Origin of the sequence: Enterobacter cloacae complex sp. ECL411 (genome assembly GCF_021869665.1) — a bacterium.
Taxonomy (GTDB): domain Bacteria; phylum Pseudomonadota; class Gammaproteobacteria; order Enterobacterales; family Enterobacteriaceae; genus Enterobacter; species Enterobacter intestinihominis.
In genome coordinates this window covers 469423-489665 of sequence record NZ_CP091486.1, presented here as the reverse complement: position 1 = coordinate 489665, position 20243 = coordinate 469423, and the positions used below count along the sequence as shown (strand labels likewise).

Here is a 20243-nt window from a genome sequence, read left to right as displayed (position 1 = left end):
GTAGCGAGATATTTCTGGGCATAAAAAAAGAGTATCGACCGCTACCGGAAAATGTTTAGAGTTTAAGCAATTTCAGCATGTTATCGCCCTGTTAAAGATGTATTCACACGGGTAACAGGCGAGCTCTGGCGGTTCTCCCACAGCACCGTCAGGCCGCGCTGGAGCGCGATAAAAATAAACAGCAGAATACCGATGGCGATTTTGGTCCACCAGGAGCTGAGCGTGCCGTCGAAGTTGATATAGGTCTGAATCAGCCCCTGGATCGCCACGCCAAACAGCGTACCGAGCACCGTCCCTACCCCGCCGCTGAGCAGCGTACCGCCAATCACCACCGAGGCAATGGCGTCAAGCTCAACGCCCACCCCCGCCAGGGCATAGCCTGCCTGGGTGTATACCGAAAACACAATCCCCGCGAGCGTGGCAAGGCCGGTCGAAAGCATATAGATGCGGATGGTGGTGCTGCGCGTGGAAATCCCCATCAGGTTCGCGGACGTGGCGCTGCCGCCAATGGCATAAACCTGGTTACCAAACCGGGTACGGTGGGCGAGGAAGATACCGATAACCACCACGCCCAGCATCAGCAGCCCCATTGCGCTCAGGCGCCCCCCGCCGGGGATTTTCCACGCCAGGCTGGAGAGCGTGTCGTAGATCGGGTGGTTAATCGGAATTGACTCCTCCGACACCAGATAGCTCACGCCGCGCAGGAAGAACATCCCGGCGAGGGTGATGATAAACGCCGGGATTTTCAGCGCGTCGATCAAAAGCCCCATAAAGGCGCCGAACGCGCAGCCCATAATCAGCACCAGCGGGAACGCCAGCAGCGGCGAAATGCCCCAAAAGCCAATCGCCTTGGCAAGGAACACGCCGGTAAAGGCGATCACCGACCCAACGGAGAGATCGATCCCGCCGGAGAGGATCACAAACGTCATGCCGACGGCGATAATGCCTAAAAAGGCGTTGTCGGTCAGGATGTTGCAAATCACCCGCGTGGAGGCGAAGCCCGGGAACTGGGTCAGGCAGTAAAGGTATCCCAGCACGAACACGCCCAGCGTGATCATTAACGGCAAATTACGTTTTATCATGACCGCGGAACCCCTTAATGAGAGTGATAAAGCGCGGCGACTGCACGATAAGTACGATAAGCACCACGACCGCTTTGACGACCTGATTAAGCTCCGGCTGGAACCCGGAGAGCAAAATACCGGTATTCATACCCTGAATAATTAACGCCCCCACCACCGAGAGCAGCAGATTAAAACGTCCGCCCATCAGCGACCCACCGCCGATAACCACCGCGAGGATCGCATCAAGCTCCAGCCAGAGTCCGGCGTTGTTGGCATCCGCCCCGCGAATGTCGGCCGCCACAATCACCCCGGCAATCGCAGCACAGACGCCGCTCAGCACGTAGGTCAGCATCACCATCAGCCGTGTATTTACCCCGGCGTTTTTCGCGGCCCGAATGTTAATTCCCACCGCTTCGATGAACATCCCGAGCGCCGTTTTGCGGGTGAAAAGCCAGAACACCACCAGCGTCACCAGCGCGACGATCACCGGGGTCGGGAAGAACAGAAAATTACCGCTGCCAATCCACGCAAGATTCGGGGAGGTAAAGGTGACGATTTGACCGGAGGTGATAAGCTGCGCCACACCGCGCCCGGCCACCATCAAAATCAACGTCGCGACAAACGGCTGGATCTTGAGCACCGCGACCAGAATGCCGTTCCACAGCCCGGCTAATACACCGGAGCCCAGCGCGGCCAGCAGAACCACCGGCAGGCTGTGCCCGGCAACGGTCATCGAGGCGGCGGTGGCGCCCGCAATCGCCATTACCGCACCGACGGAGAGGTCGATCCCGCCGGTGGCAATGACCAGCGTCATACCCATCGCCAGCAGCGCCACGGGCGCGGCACGGTTTAAGATGTCGATCGGGCTACCAAACAGGCGGCCATCCTGCACGACGATCTGGAAGAAATGCGGAGCCACCAGGCTATCCACCAGCAGCACCAGCAGCAGCGCCACGATTTGCGGCGTGCCGGTCGGCCAGCTGAAGCGGCGCTTCGCTTCGCCAGTTTGCGAAAGAGAACGGGACATCACATATGACTCCTTACGCCGCGATGGCATTCATGATCGCCGGAACCGACAGTTTATCCAGCGGGATCTCTGCCACCTGCCTGCGATCGCGCATGATGATGACGCGATCGGCATAGCCAACCAGCTCCTCCAGCTCAGACGAGATCACCAGCAGCGCCAGACCGTCGGCGCACAGCGTTTCGATAAGCCGGATGATTTCGGCATGCGCGCCCACGTCGATACCGCGCGTGGGCTCGTCGAGGATCAGGAACTGCGGTTTGGTCAGCAGCCAGCGCGAGAGCAACACCTTCTGCTGATTACCGCCCGAAAGGAACTCGATGGGCTGTTCCGCGCTCGGGGTACGGATACCGAGCTGGCGGATGAAGCGCTCGGCAATCGCGTTCTGCTCGCGCTTAGGGATCGGACGCAGCCAGCCGCGCTGGGCCTGTAGCGCCAGAATGATGTTTTCCCGCACCGAGGCGGCGGCAATAATCCCGTCCGTTTTTCTGTCCTCCGGGCAGAAGCCCACGCCGAGGCACGACGCCTGATGCGGTGAACGTAGCGTTTGCGGTTTGCCTTTGATCAGCGCCGTTCCGCTGTCGGCAGGTTTGATCCCGAAGATCACTTCGGCGGTTTCGGTGCGCCCGGAGCCTAACAGCCCTGCCAGACCCACAATTTCACCGGGGCGTACCTCGAGGTTAAACGGCGCGATGGTCCCTTTTTTGCCGTAATCGTGAAACGCGGCGATAGGTTTTTCGCTCAGCAGCGTGCGGCCCGCACGCTGGAGTGCGTTGGTCTCCAGCTCGCGACCCAGCATCATTTTGACCAGCTCAATCTGCGGCAGCTCGCGGGTTTCCCGGCAGCCGACAAAGCCGCCGTTGCGCAGCACCGTAATACGGTCGCTTACCTCGTAAACCTGATCGAGGAAGTGCGTAACAAAGATCAGGCTCATGCCCTGATCGCGCAGCTGGCGCATCAGGGTAAAAAGCATCTCCACTTCCTGGGTATCGAGGCTGGCGGTGGGTTCATCGAGGATCAGCACTTTCGCCGAGAGATCGATAGCGCGACAGATCGCCACGATCTGCTGCATCGCCACGGAAAAACGGTTCAGCGGTTCGCGCACGTCGAGAGAGAAGCCATACGATTCCATCAGCTTCGCGGCGCGCGCTTCCATTTCTTTACGGCGCAGCAGGCCAAAACGTCTGGGCTCGCGGCCAATAAACAGGTTATCCGCTACCGACATGTTTGGCAGCAGGTTCACTTCCTGGTAGACCGTGCCGATCCCCAGTTGCTGCGCATGCGCGGTATTTTTGGGCGAAATAGCATTACCTTCCAGCCAGATAGCGCCGCGATCGGCGTGATAGACCCCGGTCAGGGTTTTGATCAGCGTCGACTTCCCCGCCCCGTTTTCGCCGAGCAACGCCATGATCTCCCCCCGCCGCAGGCTGAAATCAACGTTATCCAGCGCCTTAACGCCAGGGAAAAATTTACTCAGGCCCTCTGTGCGGAGGATTTCCTGGTGTTGTTCGGTGGTCATGGTTTCCCCTCACCCTGACCCTCTCCCCGGAGGGGAGAGGGGATTATTCGTGCCAGTCTTTAATTTTCTGCCCAAACTGCCCTTTTCCCTCTCCCCTCCGGGGAGAGGGCTAGGGTGAGGGGGGGCTGAGCTTAGTAGCCCATATTTTTCTTCTTCTCTAACTCTTCTTTCGCCGTGTCCGGCAGGTAGAGCGTGGATTTGGTGATGGTCAACTTCTCAGGCTGGGTGCCGTCTTTCTTGAATTTCTCCAGCGCATCGAATGCCGGGCCCGCCATGTTCGGCGTCAGCTCCACGCTGGCGTTCGCTTCGCCGTCAATCATCGCTTTGTAGATGTCCGGTACGCCGTCGATCGAGCCGGTGAGAATATCTTTGCCCGGCTTCAGGCCCGCTTCTTTGATGGCCTGGATGGCGCCGATCACCATGTCGTCGTTGTGGGCGTAAACCATGCAGATATTTTTGCCGTTATTTTCTGCCTTGATGAAGCTTTCCATGACCTCTTTACCTTTGCTGCGGGTGAAGTCGCCGGACTGAGAACGGATGATCTTGATGTTTGGTGCTTTGGCGATGGCCTCCGCGAAACCTTTCTTACGGTCGATAGCCACGCTCGCCCCGACGGTGCCCTGCAACTCAACCACGTTACACGGCTTGCCATCCACCTGCTTCACCAGCCAGTCACCAATCAGTTTGCCTTCCAGCACGTTATCGGCGGTGACGGTGGTCATATAGAGAGATTTGTCTTTTACGTCGATGGAACGGTCGAGCAGGAACACAGGAATTTCAGCCTCTTTAGCTTCCTTCAGCACCGGCTCCCAGCCCGTGGCAACAACCGGGGCGATAAAGATGGCATCCACGCCCTGAGCGATAAAAGAGCGCACCGCTTTAATCTGATTCTCTTGCTTTTGCTGACCATCGGCGATTTTTAGGGTAATACCGCGCTTTTCGGCCTCACTTTTCGCCACGTTCGTTTCAGCGGCGCGCCAGCCGGATTCAGATCCGACCTGCGAAAATCCAACGGTTAACGGTGCGGCCATCGCCATAGACGACATGGCTGCCGAAACTGCTGTAACAAGAAGTAAGCGCTTCCACATATGAACGTCCTCGTAGGGTAGGTTATTGTTGGTTAAAAGATGTTCTGCTGATGAACTATAGCCAATGGAATATGTTACGGATTGCGTTACATCACACTTCAGAAAAGTGAATAAAACGTTAATCACAAGTTTGTAATCGCTTTCATTTCCACATTTAAAATGCGGCTGAGTTTATGGATTATCCTGTCATGGAAACGGTCTGAAAAGTGAAAGCGCGAGGGAGATAAGACGAAAACAGGCGAAGACTTTCAGCGCCAGTTGGCTATAATACCTGCCACTTGTTTACCATCCATTTTAAAGGACACCGACATGAGCTTACTCAACGTCCCTGCGGGTAAAGAACTGCCAGAAGACATCTACGTTGTGATCGAAATCCCGGCCAACGCAGATCCAATCAAATACGAAATCGACAAAGACACCGGTGCGCTGTTCGTTGACCGTTTCATGTCTACCGCCATGTTCTATCCGTGCAACTACGGCTACATCAACCACACTCTGTCTCTGGACGGTGATCCGGTTGACGTACTGGTCCCAACGCCATACCCATTGCAGCCAGGCTCCGTCATTCGCTGCCGCCCTGTTGGCGTGCTGAAAATGACTGACGAAGCGGGTGAAGATGCGAAACTGGTTGCCGTACCGCACACCAAGCTGAGCAAAGAGTACGATCACATTAAAGATGTGAACGACCTGCCAGAGCTGCTGAAAGCGCAGATCGCCCACTTCTTCGAGCACTACAAAGATCTCGAAAAAGGAAAATGGGTTAAAGTTGAAGGCTGGGATAACGCAGAAGCGGCGAAAGCAGAAATCATCGCCTCTTTCGAGCGTGCTGCTAAGAAGTAATTCTTACTGCTGATACTAAGCCCCGCGCGTCGGGGCTTTTTTGTGCCTTTCGATGCGCCCGGCGGCGCTACGCTTGCACGGGCCTACAATCAGCAAGAGGCGCAAAACGATAACGCCACCTTACGGTGGCGCTGTCGTTTTTCAGAACTGGTCTCTGTCTAACCAGTTACCGCTTTCAATCAGCGTTAACCCGTTGACCGAACGTTGGTACACATACATCCATGCACTGCCGTAAGGCGTCTGGATCAACTGGCGAGCGTATTCACCGCCCCTGGTGCGCAAGGCATCAAGTTCGGCCAGCGTAGCATTATCAATACGATAAACCTCACCCTGTACCGTTCCGTTCCCCGGAACCGCGCCTGGATAGTGGCCCAGACTGTACAACTGGTAGTTTTCGATTGTGTAATTTCCCAGCAACTGGGCGTTGGTCATCCAGTGGCTGTTGCCTTGCTTGGTTCGTAAACTGCCGTAAACAAATATTCGCATTGCTAAAACTCAAACTGATAGAGCAGATCAAGTGCCTGGTCTACGCCGGACACTGCTTCCAGATATAGCTTAGGCATCAGGCGATAACGTAACGTGAGTGTAGCCAGTGAGTCAAAGATCCCCACGCCATATTTTACCTGTAGACCCGGCAGTACATAGCCGCTGACCACTACCTGCGAAGAGTCACCCACGCCCTGAGTGTCCAGCGCCAGATTGCTTACGCCAAACGTCTCGCCGATTTTACCCACAACCTGACCACTTTGTGCAACCCCCAGACCGACTAACATCGATGTCATTGCCGCACCATCGCCCTGTTGGCTATCCAGACCCTGGCCGCGCAGCAGGTAGGAGAGCGCTTCCTGCTGCGACATGGCCGGGTCAGAGAAGATCTCTGCCTTAGGTTCATCGGCGGAGCCCGTCACGCGCACGCCCGCAATCACATCATCTTCGGTGGCTTCCGGGTTACGGATCGCTTCGATATTGAGTACCGGCTGATCCGGTGGGCCGGAGAACAGCAGCTCACCTTTACGCACAATCAAATCCTGACCGTAGGCATGGAAGCGCCCTTCAGGAATATTGATTTGTCCATTGAGGCCAAGCCCCTGTTGATCCTGCGCCACCTTCAGGTCACCCGTGAGTCTCGCCTTCAGCCCAAACGCGTCCAAACGCACGTTATTACCCACGTGCACGATAAGATTACTATTGATCGGTATGCCAGCGCTCTTCTGTTCAACAGGTTTCAGATTTTCATTGAGCATAACTTCATCACTGGAGACGCCTACCGCGCTTTCCGGCACTTCGTGAACCACGATGCGCGCCCAGGGCACGTCGACGCGGCCGTCCAGGGTGAAGAGACTCGGCGTTGCCTCAAAGACCACGTCTGGCGACACGTCCAGGCGCACCATCGGCGGTACCGTGATACGCACCCTGCTGCCCTTGGCCGCAATACGGGCGCGCCAGTTGTCGAGCTGGCTCCAGTCTGCGTCACCAGTCAGGTTGATTTGTCCCTGCTGTGTCAGCACTGAGCCACTGAGGGTTGAGCTTTGGCCGTTAAAGTTCATCGTCAGCTGGCTTGGCTGCATATCGAACGGCATAAAGTTACCGTCAATGTCCACGCCGTTTAACCGCATCTGGCCAAACAGCTGCGGGCTTTGCGCATCCCCCGCCAGACGCAGGTTGGCGCTGAGCATCCCCGCCGCCTTTTCTCCCCGCGAGAAAATCGGATTCACCATCGCCAGGTTGAAGTTGCGAATATTGACGTTGCCGCCGAGATTGCGCCGCCCTTGCGGATCGGTAATTTGCACCTGTCCGTCAAGCTGACCGTTGTTGGTCAGACGAATAAGCCATCCCAGTTCCGCACGATTGTTACGCAGGTCAGCGTTCACATTCAGGGTGTCGAACGCCACCGGCAGCGGCGCGTCATTGACCTCCTGCGTCACCTTCACGTTACGCCCGGAGAGGGTAACGCTGCCCTGCGGCAGTCCCTCTTTAGTGGTGTCCCACGCGACGTCCGCTTTACCGCTGAAGACCCCGCTGGCCTGGGTGGTTTCCGGCATAAACGGTTTCAGCATCGCCAGGTCAAAACGGTTGAGGTTGATCTGCGCGCGTCCTTCCGCGCCCGCATCAATGGTCTGCGGCACGCACAGCTCAGCATTCGGGTTGGTCCAGCAGTGTGGCCCAATGCTGATCTTTTGCTCCGCATTGCGGTAGTCCAGCGCGATGGATCGGGACAGCACCAGCGGGCCGACCGGCGTGCTGAAGCGGGTGTTATCCAGCACGCCCTTCCAGCGCGTTGCCTGGCGGTCAAAACTGCCCGTCAGGTGCAGCTGCCCGGAGACCGGCTCGCCCTGCACGCGCAGCTGGAGATCGTGCTGCTTTTCGTTACCTTTTGCCGCCAGCGTAACCAGACTGATGTTCACGTCCGGCTGGGAGATACGCTCCACGCGCAGGTCCAGGTTTCCGCCGATCTGATCGGTGGATTTCACGTCCCCTTCGACGCGCACGCGGGCAATGGAAAGTTCCTGCCAGCGCAGGTTATTGGCGGTGATGTCCGCCAGCAGCTGCGGCGCCTCCACTGTACCGCGAACCTTCACTAACCCCTTCGCCGTCCCGCCAAGACCCGGCAGGGCGTTATCGAGATTTGGCGCGTCGATGGTGGCATCCAGATCGAGATCTTTCACCCCCAGCTCGCCTTTGATATCTGCCGTGTTGCGGCCCAGCGCCACATGCAGGCCCGGGATCACCCACTGGAGATAGCTGTTGCCCTTAAGCGAGCCCTCTACGTTGACTTTGTTCTGCTTCACATTACCGGTGAGCTTGAGTTCCGGCACGTCCATCTGCCAGGTGCCGCCGTACAGGCTACCGCGGGTTTTGATCAGACCATTCAGTTTTGACGGCCAGTCCGGGACTTCTTTAGCGGTGTTGATCCCGGTCAGCTTCAGCTCGCCGCGCCAGCTGATCGCCTGCTGCCAGTCGAGCAGCGCGATCAGCTCGGTTTTCCCTTCCAGCGCCGCCACGGTCAGCTTGTCGAGGTTAACCTGCAACTCGTTACCCTTCGCATCCAGAGTAATATCGGCGGGCGGTACACCCTGCCCCTTCACTGCCGTACGGAACGACAGCGTGTAGTCGGTCATTTTGCCACTCAGCTTCAGCTTTAGATCGTCGGCCTGGAACTGCTTTTCACCGGTGAACGGCCAGTAAAGCTGCTTGCTGACAATCTCAAGGTTGAGCGGTAGACCGGCCTCTGCCAGCTGGGTTTGCCCGCGCAGTACCATATCCACAGGGCCGGAGAGGTTCACGCCGAACTCCAGCTTCTCGCGCAGCGCGCCGCCGACTTTCACCTTCACCTTCTCGCCTTTCAGCGGATCGATGTTCAGGGCGCTGTTAAGGGTAATATCTACCGGCCAGTTATCGCGCAGCAGCGCATTGCCTGAGGCATTTACCGACCCCTGGTTGGTATCGATATCCAGCGCGTCGAGCTTCATGTTGCCGTCGATACTGCTGACTTTAAGCAGCATGTTGAAGACCGTCAGATCGGTATCGCCGGTCAGACGCAACTGTTCGCCTTTAAACTCTTCGATATTGAGGTTCAGCGGCAGATGCACGTCGGTCATCTCCGGCAGAACCGGTTTCGAGAAGAGATCTTTCAGCGTTTCACCCAGCGGTTTTTCTTCCGGCTGCGGGTTCTGGATCTTCGGCTCGACGATCTCTTCCTGCGCCACGTCGGCCACCTTCGGCAGCGCAATCAGCAGCCCTTGCAGGGAGGTTGGGGTCAGGGTGAGGTTTTTCTCCTGCCAGCGCAGACCGGAGGTGAAATCCATCACGGATACCGTCGTGTCGTCGATTTTGATATTGACGTTATCCAGCGCGACCCGGTAGAGCGCAATCGGGTACGGCGTGGAGAGATTCAGCGGGCCGCTGTCCTCTTCCTCGACAGGCTCAGACTTCGGCATTTTTTTGGAGTCTATCGCCACATTCACATCTTTTAGCGACAGATCGTTTACGCACAGCTGGCTATCCCGCAGGCAGCCGAGCTTGACCGCCAGATGAAACTCGCCCGCGTTCACCGCCACGCCGGGCTGTTCATAACGAATATTCTTCAGGCGCAGATCGCGCCAGCCGCCCGTCACCTGGCCGATTTCCAGCCCTGGCACCCAGCGGTTCGCGGCGTTAAACAGCAGATGCAGGCCCGTGGTGGTACCCACCAGAAATGCCACCGTACCGAGCAGTAATACGATAAAAATCAGCACCCCGAGGCTTATCTTCTTCCATAAACTCATAATTCAGGCCCCAGACCGATGTAAAACTGTAAACCGTGTTCTTCTTTGTCGCCCACCGGAACGGCGAAATCGAGCTTGATCGGCCCGACCGGTGACTGCCAGCGCACGCCCACACCCGCGCCGGTTTTGAAATCGCTGCGGCGGATGTCGTTCACCGCCTCGCCGCTGTCGACAAACATGGCGCCCCACCATTTGCCGCTGACGTTGTACTGATACTCCAGCGAGCCGGTCGCCAGTTTAGAGGCCCCGGTCAATTGGCCTTTCTCGTTTTCAGGTGAGATCGATTTGTACTTATAGCCGCGAATGCTGCGGTCGCCCCCGGCGAAGAAACGCAGATCTGGCGGAACGCGTTCGAAGTCACCGGTTTCGATCCAGCCCAGATTGCCGCGAACCACAAAGCGGTGCTTATCGTAGAGGGTACGGATCCAGACGTTTTGCGCCTGCACGACGGAGAAATCCACGTCTGAGCCCCAGGCGGAGTTGGAATAATCGATGGAGTAGCGCTGAGAATCGCCCCAGGTCGGCATCAGGCCACCGCGCGAGCGGGTACGGCTGATCATCACGCCCGGATAAAGCAGCATGGTGGTGTTGGTGACGTTTGCCTGAGTAAAGTGGTCAAGGCTCCAGCGCAGGTTAATGGCGCGCTGCCAGCCGCTGGAGAGATCCCAGAAGCGTGATACCGCAAGCGTCGTCGAATCCTGCTCGGTATCGTTCAAATCGGTACGTTTAAAGCCGCCCTGCACGAGGTAGTATTGCTCAAGCGGATTTTTCAGCAGCGGCATTTTATAGCTGAAGTCCAGTTGCTGTTCAGGCGCAGACAGGCTGAGGCTGGTGGTCAGGCTGTGACCGTAGGAGTTCATCCACGGTTTTTTCCACGAGGCTTTCACACGCGGGCCGACGTCCGTGGAGTAGCCGACACCGGTCTCAATGGTGTTCTCGGTGCGCGGTGAGACCACGCCATGCAGCGGTAACACTTTCGTTTTACGGGATTTATCAAATTGCGGTGCCACCACCACGGAGTTAAACCAGCCGGTGGCAGATAAACGACGGTTCAGCTCGCCCAGGTCGCTAGACTGGTAGTAGTCGCCCTTTTTGAACGGCACCAGGTTTTGCAGATACTCATCACGGATTTGCGATCCTTCAAAGGTTACATCGCCAAACCGATAGCGCTCGCCGCTGTCGTAATCGATATCCCAGAATGCCTGACGTCGTTCAAGCGCAACGCCCAGCTGGCTTTTGTTGAACTGGCTGTCAAAGTAGCCTTTGCGCAGCGAAACGCTGGTTAAGGATTTTTTAAAGCGATCGTAATCCCCGTGATTAAGCACGGTGCCCACTTTCGGGCGGTTGCTGAGCAGATCCAGGTAGTCACGATCCGTGCGTGCACCGCCGCGCAGCACCACGTTCGTGCCGCCAATCAGGACGGGTTCTCCCGGCGAGACGCGGGCAATCAATACCTGACGTCCTTTAGCCGGCGGCGGGCGTAAATCGAAATCAATGGTGGGTTCGTAGTACCCCAACGCCTTTAAGCCTTCGCGAATGGCGTCATCCACGCGCGCGCGAAAACGCCGATCCGGCGTGACTTCATCGCTCTGGATGGTGGAAAGCTGCGCACGCACGTTTTTTTCCAGCGCCCCGGATAACCCCTCAACCTGCAAACGGACATTCGCCGCGCTGGCAATCCCGCTTGTCAGCATTAAACTGACTAAACATAACTGGCGGATCTTTGTCACGTTTTCTCCTGAATATCCCTGTTTCCACCCTGGAAGCAAATGCAGTGCCGCTCCGCGGCAAAATACGGCCTGAAAGCCAAAAACCCAAATTACGGGTTGAAAAAGGGCCTAACACCCAAATATTTCTTATGATTAAATCTAGACTCATTCATCGCATTTATTGTGTTCAATTAAACGCTTCGTGACAACCTTAACCGAAACAACGCTACCCCGGAGGCCCCACCGTGAGTTTATTTGATAAAAAGCATCTGGTATCACAAGCCGATGCGTTACCGGGACGCAACACCCCTATGCCAGTGGCGACATTACACGCCGTAAACAACCATTCAATGACAAACGTTCCTGATGGAATGGAGATCGCCCTGTTTGCCATGGGCTGCTTCTGGGGCGTAGAACGCCTGTTCTGGCAACTGCCGGGCGTGTACAGCACCGCTGCGGGCTACACCGGAGGATATACGCCTAACCCAACCTACCGCGAAGTCTGTTCCGGTGAGACCGGTCATGCTGAAGCGGTACGTGTGGTGTATGACCCGAGCGTCATCAGCTATGAACAGCTGCTCCAGGTGTTCTGGGAAAACCATGACCCGGCGCAGGGCATGCGTCAGGGTAACGATCACGGCACCCAATACCGCTCGGCCATCTATCCGCTCACCCCTGAGCAGGAGGCTGCGGCCCACGCCAGCCTGACGCGTTTCCAGGAAGCGATGCAGGCAGCCGGTGATAAACGTCAGGTCACGACGGAAATCGCTACTGCGAAACCGTTCTACTATGCCGAAGACGACCACCAGCAGTATCTGCATAAAAACCCGTACGGCTACTGCGGCATTGGCGGCATCGGCGTCTGTCTGCCTCCACAGCAGGACTGATTACTGCATCAGCGCCACGCGAGCCGCGTGGCGCGCCTGTAAGCAAAAGTGTCAGTTCATTACTTAACCACTCACTGCCTTTTCATCCGGCCACTTTTTGCCGAAAACGTGACCTCTGGCAGATTTACACGCCTTTACGCTATACTACCGCTGAAATAATCGGCTCAACGCTACGAGCTGAGTTCAATGTGTCTTCACACGAATGGTATCAACTCCCCTTCTGAGGATCTGGCGAGAAGCCGGATAAACTATGTTAAACAGTATTTTAGTAATACTTTGTCTTATTGCCGTCAGTGCATTTTTCTCGATATCGGAGATCTCGCTGGCTGCCTCCCGTAAAATCAAACTGAAGCTGCTTGCCGACGAGGGCAACATCAACGCATCACGCATTCTGAAAATGCAGGAAAACCCAGGCATGTTCTTTACCGTGGTGCAGATTGGCCTGAACGCGGTCGCCATTCTTGGCGGTATCGTGGGTGATGCAGCATTTTCTCCGGCGTTTTATAGCCTGTTTGTAAAGTACATGTCCGCAGAGCTGGCCGAGCAGTTGAGCTTCATCCTCTCCTTCTCGCTGGTCACCGGTTTGTTCATTCTATTCGCGGACCTGACCCCGAAACGCATCGGTATGATTGCGCCAGAAGCTGTGGCTTTGCGTATCATCAACCCGATGCGCTTCTGCCTGTATGTCTTCCGTCCGCTGGTGTGGTTCTTCAACGGCCTGGCGAACGTCATTTTCCGCATCTTCAAGCTGCCGATGGTGCGTAAAGACGACATCACCTCCGACGATATTTATGCGGTGGTGGAAGCCGGGGCGCTGGCAGGCGTGCTGCGCAAGCAGGAGCACGAGCTGATCGAGAACGTTTTCGAACTGGAATCCCGAACCGTGCCGTCCTCCATGACCGGCCGTGAGAACATCATCTGGTTCGATCTGCATGAAGACGAGCAGAGCCTGAAGACTAAAGTGGCGCAGCATCCGCACTCCAAGTTCCTGGTCTGTAACGAAGATATCGACCATATCATCGGCTATGTGGACTCCAAAGACCTGCTGAACCGCGTACTGGCAAACCAGAGCCTGGCGCTGAACAGCGGCGTGCAGATCCGCAACACCCTGATTGTGCCGGACACCCTGACGCTCTCCGAAGCGCTGGAAAGTTTCAAAACCGCCGGTGAAGACTTCGCGGTGATCATGAACGAATATGCGCTGGTGGTGGGCATTATCACCCTCAACGACGTCATGACGACGCTGATGGGCGACCTGGTCGGCCAGGGGCTGGAAGAACAAATTGTGCAGCGTGATGAGAACTCATGGCTGATCGATGGTGGTACGCCAATTGAAGACGTCATGCGCGTGCTCGACATCGACGAGTTCCCGCAGTCCGGAAACTACGAGACCATCGGCGGCTTTATGATGTTTATGCTGCGTAAGATCCCGAAACGTACCGACTCGGTGAAATTCTCTGGCTTCAAGTTTGAAGTGGTGGATATTGATAACTACCGCATCGACCAACTGCTGGTAACGCGCATTGATAGTAAACCGACCGTGCTGGTACCGAAGCTGCCAGATGCGGAAGATAAGGTGTCGGCGTAATTTATGAAGGGCAGCGGTGAGCTGCCCTTTTTGTTTTAAAACGGAAGCTGCCGTTTATGTAATTTAAATAATTTTTAAGTCCTTAGAAGGGGGACGAATTGAGATAAATAAAGGCAGAGCCTGCGATATTATTAAATTTAAAAATATCCCCGCTTACTTTAAGAAAAATCGTTCTGTCTTCAATGCTAACTTTCACGCCAGGATCGGTGGTGACAAGGAAAGGTTCATAACCATTTTTAATGTCTTCTAAAAAAACCTCATCGGTCTTTTGTGCCGTGTAAAGATAATATTTATATACGAAAGAAGTCGTCGCACCCGCGCTGCTTTCCGTGATATACAGCATAGACTTATCAGCCACGGCATGCCGATAAACTATAGTCTGTTCAAGGTAAAAAAAGTCACCAAGCATGCGCCAAATCCCATATCCTATGGTAGCTAACATAAATAACACGAATATATTCTTATTTTTAAAAACCAAATCTCGATGCATAATTATTCCATTTATTTTCCATGCGTAACGGCTTCCCTTCTCAGCCAACAGTTAAAGCTGACCTCTTTACAACTCGCTTATAAAAAGTATAGGGGTATTGTTTATGCCATGGATAATAAGACAAATAGTGAACCAAGTTTTTAATGTTTTATATCAATTTTTAGCACTGAAAAAGATTTTAAGAAAAACTTCATCAATTCATGGTTATGCCCGTTAATACAAATAACGCCATGTCAAAACTATCTGCTTCAGGGTATGTCTCTGGACTGGCCCCACAAACATCAACGGCTCCCATCGGGAGCCGTCTTTTTAACTACTACTGCATAGCACGTTGGTTAAGCCATCTCAGTTTGCAGACGCATAACCTGACGGTTGACTTCGGACATCACAGACAAGTGCTGTTTGTCCTTCACTTTCGGGATAAGGATTTTGCCCTTATCGAACTCAAAAGCGCCAACATCCTTGATATACAACCGTCCACGGAACAGGATCTTCACGTACTTCGCCACCTGAAGCGGGTTGTAGCGTTGGAAAATTTTCATTCTTGTATCTCCTGCGAATCATACGCCCTTGCGGTGCCACAATCGGCCCGACTGTCCTGAGCGCAAATTTTGATGCCCAATGACTATAGACCAGAACCTCGTACTTACCCAGTGTGCATAAGTTTATTTACCGTTTGATTACAATTATTCAGAATAATCTTTGCAAAGCGTGATACAGAGCAGTATATGCCGTCGTTTTTGCGTGGATATGTGCGTTCGCCCGCAAACTGGCATCGGGATTGCGGGAAAAGCCCATTGATCGCACTTATGATTAAAAGCGCATGACCAAGTGGTCGGATCACCTGCTCACAATAAGGAAACACCATGACCCTACGTAACCTCCTGGCAGCAGCTTGCCTGTTGCTGCCGCTGATGGCTTCCGCACACAACCTTGAAAAAGGACAACGTGTCCCGCCGGTCGGCATTGCTGACCGGGGAGAATTGATTCTCGACAATGATAAGTTTAGCTACAAAACCTGGAATAGCGCGCAGCTTGCGGGCAAAGTGAGAGTTGTACAGCATATTGCCGGACGTACATCCGCTAAAGAGAAAAACGCCACCCTCGTGGAAGCGATCAAGGCCGCAAAACTCCCGCACGATCGCTACCAGACCACCACCATCGTGAATACCGACGACGCGATTCCCGGCTCCGGGATGTTTGTGCGCTCAAGCCTTGAGAGCAATAAGAAGCTCTATCCCTGGTCGCAGTTTATTGTCGACAGCAACGGCGTGACGCGTAAGGCGTGGCAGCTGGAAGAAGAGAGTTCAGCGATTGTTGTGCTGGACAAAAACGGTCGCGTACAGTGGGTTAAGGACGGCGCGCTGACGCAGGATGAGGTGCAGCAGGTAGTAGCCCTGCTGCATAAGCTGCTGACTCAGTAAAGTGACACCCTGAAGCCAGGATTGAGGAACGACTCGCGCGGGGTGTAGTCCAGTGGCTTACCCTGCCAGTCATGCACATGCGCGCCTGCGGCCGCAGCCACCGCATGCCCTGCCGCCGTATCCCAGACGTTCGTCGGCCCGAAACGGGGGTACAACTGCGCCTGCCCTTCCGCCACCAGACAGAACTTCAGCGACGAGCCAATCGAAGTCGTCTGGTGTTCCCCCAGCTGTTGCAGGTACTCCTCCAGCTCGCTGTCGCTGTGCGAGCGGCTGATCACCACCAGCGGAGGACGGGCATCTCGCACCTGGATCTGCTTACGCACGCCGCACTCTTCCTTCCAGGCTTTACCTTCCGCCGCGCTGTACATCACCTTCATCACCGGGGCATAAACCACGCCAAGCACCGCCTTTCCTTTTTCAATCAGGGCGATATTCACGGTAAATTCACCGTTACGCTTGATGAACTCTTTCGTGCCGTCCAGCGGGTCCACCAGCCAGTAACGCTGCCAGTGCTGACGTTCGTCCCAGCCCTGGGGCGCTTCTTCAGAAAGGACCGGAATATCCGGCGTCAGGGTCTGCAAACCTTTCAGGATCACCGTATGCGCCGCGATATCCGCCGCCGTCACCGGGGAGTCGTCCGCTTTGCTGACAACATCCATCGGTTTCGCACCGTCGTACACCTGCATAATGGCATCACCCGCATCCCGTGCGAGCTGACAAATTTGATCTAACATTCTCCACCTCTTCGTTAACGCAGTGGGCATAACTTATTGTTTTAGTTATATCGTAATGTGAACAATTCCGCTATCTGTGAAGCAATTCTGGTTTCAGCGTTCTTTTTTCTGGCAGCATTCACACTTCTGTAAGCAACAAATACTACATACATACTCTTTTGTGGCTTGGATCGAAAAAAGGACTCCTCAGATGATTAAGTTTAGCGCAACGCTCCTGGCAACGCTGATTGCGGCAAGCGTTCAGGCAGCGACGGTGGATCTCCGCATTCTGGAAACCACCGATCTGCACGGCAACATGATGGACTTCGATTACTACAAAGATACGCCTGTCGAAAAATTCGGACTGGTACGTACGGCAAGTTTGATCAACGCCGCCCGCAGTGAAGTGAAAAACAGCGTGCTGGTCGATAACGGGGACTTAATTCAGGGCAGCCCGCTCAGCGACTACATGGCGGCGAAGGGGCTGAAGAAAGGCGAGATCCATCCTGTTTATAAGGCAATGAATACGCTGGACTATGCCGTCGGCAACCTGGGCAACCACGAATTTAACTACGGCCTGAAATACCTGCACGATGCGCTGGCAGGGGCAAAATTCCCGTACGTTAATGCCAATATCATCGACGTTAAGACGAAAAAGCCCCTCTTTACCCCTTACCTGATTAAAGAGACCGAGGTTGTCGACCAGGACGGTAAAAAACAGACGCTGAAAATCGGCTATATCGGCTTTGTGCCGCCGCAGATCATGACGTGGGATAAAGCCAACCTCGACGGGAAAGTAACCGTCAACGACATTACCGAAACGGCGCGCAAATACGTGCCGGAGATGCGGGCGAAAGGCGCAGATGTGGTGGTCGTTGTGGCCCACTCTGGCCTCTCGGCCGACCCGTATCAGGCGATGGCTGAGAACTCCGTGTATTACCTCAGCCAGGTACCGGGCGTCGATGCGATCCTGTTTGGTCACGCCCACGCCGTCTTCCCGGGCAAAGATTTCGCCAGTATCAAAGGCGCGGACATCGAAAAAGGGACGCTCAACGGTGTGCCATCGGTGATGCCGGGCATGTGGGGCGACCACCTTGGCGTGGTAGATCTGGTGCTGAATAACGACAGCGGGAGCTGGAAAGTCACGCAGTCGAAAGCGGAAGCGCGTCCGATTTATGATGCCGCTGCAAAAAAATCCCTGGCCGAAGAAGATAAAAAGCTGGTCGATGTCCTGAAGCATGACCACGACGCAACGCGTGAATTTGTCAGCAAGCCGATCGGTAAATCGGCTGATAACATGTACAGCTTCCTCGCGCTGGTACAGGATGACCCGACCGTGCAGGTAGTCAACATGGCGCAGAAAGCCTATGCCGAGCACTATATTCAGGGCGATCCGGATCTGGCCAATCTGCCGGTTCTGTCTGCCGCGGCGCCATTCAAAGTGGGCGGGCGTAAGAACGATCCGGCCAGCTACGTTGAGGTGGAAAAAGGCCAGCTAACCTTCCGTAATGCCGCCGATCTCTACCTCTATCCCAACACCCTCGTGGTGGTGAAAGCCACCGGGAAAGAGGTGAAGGAGTGGCTGGAGTGCTCTGCCGGACAGTTCAACCAGATCGATCCGCACAGCAGCAAACCGCAGTCGCTGATAAACTGGGACGGTTTCCGCACCTACAACTTCGACGTGATCGACGGCGTGGAATATCAGATTGATATAACCCAGCCCGCGAAATATGACGGCGAATGTCAGGCCATTAATCCGCAGGCAGAACGCATCAAACACCTGACCTTCAACGGCAAAGCGATTGATCCGAATGCCACTTTCCTGGTGGTGACCAACAACTACCGCGCCTATGGCGGTAAGTTTGCCGGTACGGGTGACAGCCACATCGCCTTTGCCTCGCCGGATGAGAACCGTTCGGTGCTGGCGGCGTGGATTAGCGCGGAGTCGAAAAAAGCGGGTGAAATTCATCCGGCGGTGGATAACAACTGGCGTCTGGCGCCGATCAACAGCGACACGACGCTGGATATTCGCTTTGAGACATCACCGTCCGATAAAGCAGCCGCGTTTATCAAGGATAAGGCGCAGTATCCGATGAAACAGGTCGCGACGGATGATATTGGGTTCGCGATTTATCAGGTGGATTTGAGCAGGTAGCGATGATTGTGCCGGGTGGCGCTTGCGCTTACCCGGCCTACGGGATCGAGGATTGCGGGTAGGCCGGGTAAGGCGAAGCCGCCACCCGGCATTTCATGCCGCACGATCGTCCCGATTCGCCATCACCTTCGGCGTATTCACCTCAATCCAGTCAGCCAGCGCGGCCACCTTCTCGCTCACCTCCAGCCCCATCGGCGTCAGGCTGTATTCCACGTGCGGCGGCACAACCGGATAAGAAACGCGATCGACAAACCCGTCCTGCTCCAGCGCCTGAAGCGATTGGGCCAGCATCTTCTCGCTCACACCGCCCAGCTTGCGGCGCAGATCGCTAAAACGATGCGTCCCCTGACGTAACGCCACCAGGATCAGCACGCCCCAGCGGCTGGTAACATGTTTGAGCACTTCCCGTGATGGGCACTGTTCTGCGAAGAGATTGCCATCGCGCATTTGCTCGCTGAGCGTCGGTATCGGTGTTTTCATACTTACCTTTTTGTGCGTACTTACTAAAAGTTAGTTATGGTGATAGTGTGCCACAACACCAGACAAACACGAAGGAGATTCATCATGATCGCGATTACCGGCGCAACCGGCCAGCTTGGCCAACACGTTATTGAAGAACTGCTGAAAACCGTTCCGGCCAGCCAGATCGTGGCTATTGTGCGTAACCCGGCAAAAGCCGACGCCTTAAGCCAGCGGGGAACTGTGGTACGTCAGGCGGACTATACCGACCAGGCCGCGTTCACCACCGCCCTGAACGGCGTGGATAAGCTGCTGCTTATCTCCTCCAGCGAAGTGGGCCAGCGCGCCGTACAGCACCAGAACGTGATTAACGCCGCCAAAGCCGCCGGGGTGAAATTCATCGCCTATACCAGCCTGCTGCATGCGGATACCTCCCCGCTGGGTCTGCACGTTGAGCACGTCGAAACCGAAAATGCACTGGCGGCTTCAGGCGTGCCTTACGCCCTGCTGCGCAACGGCTGGTACACCGAAAACTACCTGGCAAGCGCGCCGCCAGCGCTGGAACACGGCGTATTTATAGGTGCCGCAGGCGAAGGCAAAATTGCCTCTGCGACCCGTGCGGATTACGCGGCGGCTGCGGCAAAAGTGATTTCTGAAGAGGGTCACGCCGGCAAGGTGTATGAACTGGCAGGTGACAATGCCTGGACGCTGAGCGAACTGGCTGCGGAGCTGAGCAAGCAGAGCAGTAAGCCGGTAACGTATCAGAACCTCAGCGAAGCCGATTATGCCGCTGCACTGAAAGGCGTTGGTCTGCCTGCCGGGCTGGCGGAGATGCTGGCGGATTCCGATACCGGTGCGTCCAAAGGCGGCCTGTTTGACGACAGCCGTACCCTGAGCAAACTGATTGGCCGTCCGACCACGCCGCTGGCGGAGAGCATCAAAGCCATTCTGTAATTGTTAAGAATTGGTTATTTTTTGTGGCATCCCTTCGGGTCATCTCGGATAATGAAGCGATGAC

At 55.4% G+C, this 20243-nt stretch carries 17 protein-coding genes; 6 read left to right on the top strand and 11 right to left on the bottom strand.

Annotated elements, in window-relative coordinates; all coding sequences use genetic code 11:
* Positions 1-80: 80 nt before the first annotated feature.
* The 4 genes from yjfF to ytfQ form a co-directional block, all read right to left on the bottom strand.
* The gene (gene yjfF / locus L3069_RS02360; protein WP_023299180.1) at positions 81-1082 is read right to left on the bottom strand and encodes a galactofuranose ABC transporter, permease protein YjfF; all 1002 of its coding nucleotides are present in this window, start codon (positions 1080-1082) and stop codon (positions 81-83) included.
* The gene (ytfT, locus tag L3069_RS02355) at positions 1069-2094 is read right to left on the bottom strand and encodes a galactofuranose ABC transporter, ATP-binding protein YtfT (protein WP_161177600.1); all 1026 of its coding nucleotides are present in this window, start codon (positions 2092-2094) and stop codon (positions 1069-1071) included. The genes yjfF and ytfT overlap by 14 nt, the downstream gene beginning before the upstream one ends.
* A gap of 10 nt (positions 2095-2104) precedes the next feature.
* Positions 2105-3607, bottom strand: coding sequence for a galactofuranose ABC transporter, ATP-binding protein YtfR (ytfR, locus tag L3069_RS02350; protein ID WP_063135891.1), 1503 nt, complete (start codon positions 3605-3607; stop codon positions 2105-2107).
* 131 nt (positions 3608-3738) lie between these two features.
* Positions 3739-4695, bottom strand: coding sequence for a galactofuranose ABC transporter substrate-binding protein YtfQ (gene ytfQ / locus L3069_RS02345; RefSeq protein ID WP_022646853.1), 957 nt, complete (start codon positions 4693-4695; stop codon positions 3739-3741).
* A 309-nt stretch (positions 4696-5004) separates the two neighbouring features.
* On the opposite strand from ytfQ, the gene ppa reads away from it, so the two are divergent.
* Positions 5005-5535 (top strand): inorganic diphosphatase, encoded by a 531-nt coding sequence (ppa, locus tag L3069_RS02340; RefSeq protein WP_006810347.1) that lies wholly within the window; start codon positions 5005-5007, stop codon positions 5533-5535.
* Between the two features lie 141 nt (positions 5536-5676).
* Here ppa and L3069_RS02335 read toward each other — a convergent pair whose 3' ends face one another.
* From L3069_RS02335 to tamA, 3 genes are read right to left on the bottom strand one after another with little or no spacing between them, the layout of a single operon-like run.
* Complete coding sequence (locus L3069_RS02335; RefSeq protein WP_022646852.1) at positions 5677-6021, bottom strand: gamma-glutamylcyclotransferase; 345 nt, start codon at positions 6019-6021, stop codon at positions 5677-5679.
* Positions 6022-6023: 2 nt separating this feature from the next.
* Positions 6024-9800, bottom strand: a complete 3777-nt coding sequence (gene tamB / locus L3069_RS02330) for an autotransporter assembly complex protein TamB (protein ID WP_038415163.1) — start codon at positions 9798-9800, stop codon at positions 6024-6026.
* Positions 9797-11530: an autotransporter assembly complex protein TamA gene (gene tamA, locus L3069_RS02325; protein WP_022646850.1), complete on the bottom strand. Its 1734-nt coding sequence runs from the start codon at positions 11528-11530 to the stop codon at positions 9797-9799. The genes tamB and tamA overlap by 4 nt, the downstream gene beginning before the upstream one ends.
* A 224-nt stretch (positions 11531-11754) precedes the next feature.
* Here tamA and msrA point away from each other — a divergent pair, with 224 nt between their 5' ends.
* On the top strand, positions 11755-12396 hold the full coding sequence (gene msrA, locus L3069_RS02320) for a peptide-methionine (S)-S-oxide reductase MsrA (RefSeq protein WP_003856057.1): 642 nt from the start codon (positions 11755-11757) through the stop codon (positions 12394-12396).
* A 250-nt stretch (positions 12397-12646) separates the two neighbouring features.
* A complete protein-coding gene (locus L3069_RS02315; RefSeq protein WP_022646849.1) occupies positions 12647-13984 on the top strand; it encodes a hemolysin family protein in 1338 nt (445 codons plus the stop codon).
* Positions 13985-14066: 82 nt separating this feature from the next.
* On the opposite strand, the gene L3069_RS02310 is transcribed toward L3069_RS02315, so the two are convergent.
* Together L3069_RS02310 and L3069_RS02305 are read right to left on the bottom strand one after the other, a co-directional pair.
* A complete protein-coding gene (locus tag L3069_RS02310) occupies positions 14067-14474 on the bottom strand; it encodes a hypothetical protein (RefSeq protein WP_038415162.1) in 408 nt (135 codons plus the stop codon).
* Positions 14475-14809: 335 nt separating this feature from the next.
* Positions 14810-15016, bottom strand: a complete 207-nt coding sequence (locus tag L3069_RS02305) for a DUF1107 domain-containing protein (protein WP_003856054.1) — start codon at positions 15014-15016, stop codon at positions 14810-14812.
* 324 nt (positions 15017-15340) lie between these two features.
* On the opposite strand from L3069_RS02305, the gene L3069_RS02300 reads away from it, so the two are divergent.
* Entirely contained in the window at positions 15341-15898 is a 558-nt protein-coding gene (locus tag L3069_RS02300) for a YtfJ family protein (RefSeq protein ID WP_038415161.1), read from the top strand.
* Here the strand turns inward: L3069_RS02300 and cysQ are convergent.
* On the bottom strand, positions 15892-16632 hold the full coding sequence (gene cysQ, locus L3069_RS02295; RefSeq protein WP_022646848.1) for a 3'(2'),5'-bisphosphate nucleotidase CysQ: 741 nt from the start codon (positions 16630-16632) through the stop codon (positions 15892-15894). The genes L3069_RS02300 and cysQ overlap by 7 nt on opposite strands.
* A 190-nt stretch (positions 16633-16822) precedes the next feature.
* Between cysQ and L3069_RS02290 the strand changes: the two genes are divergently transcribed.
* The gene (locus L3069_RS02290; RefSeq protein ID WP_038415159.1) at positions 16823-18766 is read left to right on the top strand and encodes a bifunctional 2',3'-cyclic-nucleotide 2'-phosphodiesterase/3'-nucleotidase; all 1944 of its coding nucleotides are present in this window, start codon (positions 16823-16825) and stop codon (positions 18764-18766) included.
* A 93-nt stretch (positions 18767-18859) separates the two neighbouring features.
* Here L3069_RS02290 and L3069_RS02285 read toward each other — a convergent pair whose 3' ends face one another.
* Complete coding sequence (locus L3069_RS02285; protein ID WP_022646846.1) at positions 18860-19246, bottom strand: helix-turn-helix domain-containing protein; 387 nt, start codon at positions 19244-19246, stop codon at positions 18860-18862.
* Between the two features lie 84 nt (positions 19247-19330).
* Here L3069_RS02285 and L3069_RS02280 point away from each other — a divergent pair, with 84 nt between their 5' ends.
* Positions 19331-20179, top strand: coding sequence for an SDR family oxidoreductase (locus tag L3069_RS02280; protein WP_038415158.1), 849 nt, complete (start codon positions 19331-19333; stop codon positions 20177-20179).
* Positions 20180-20243: the final 64 nt, after the last annotated feature.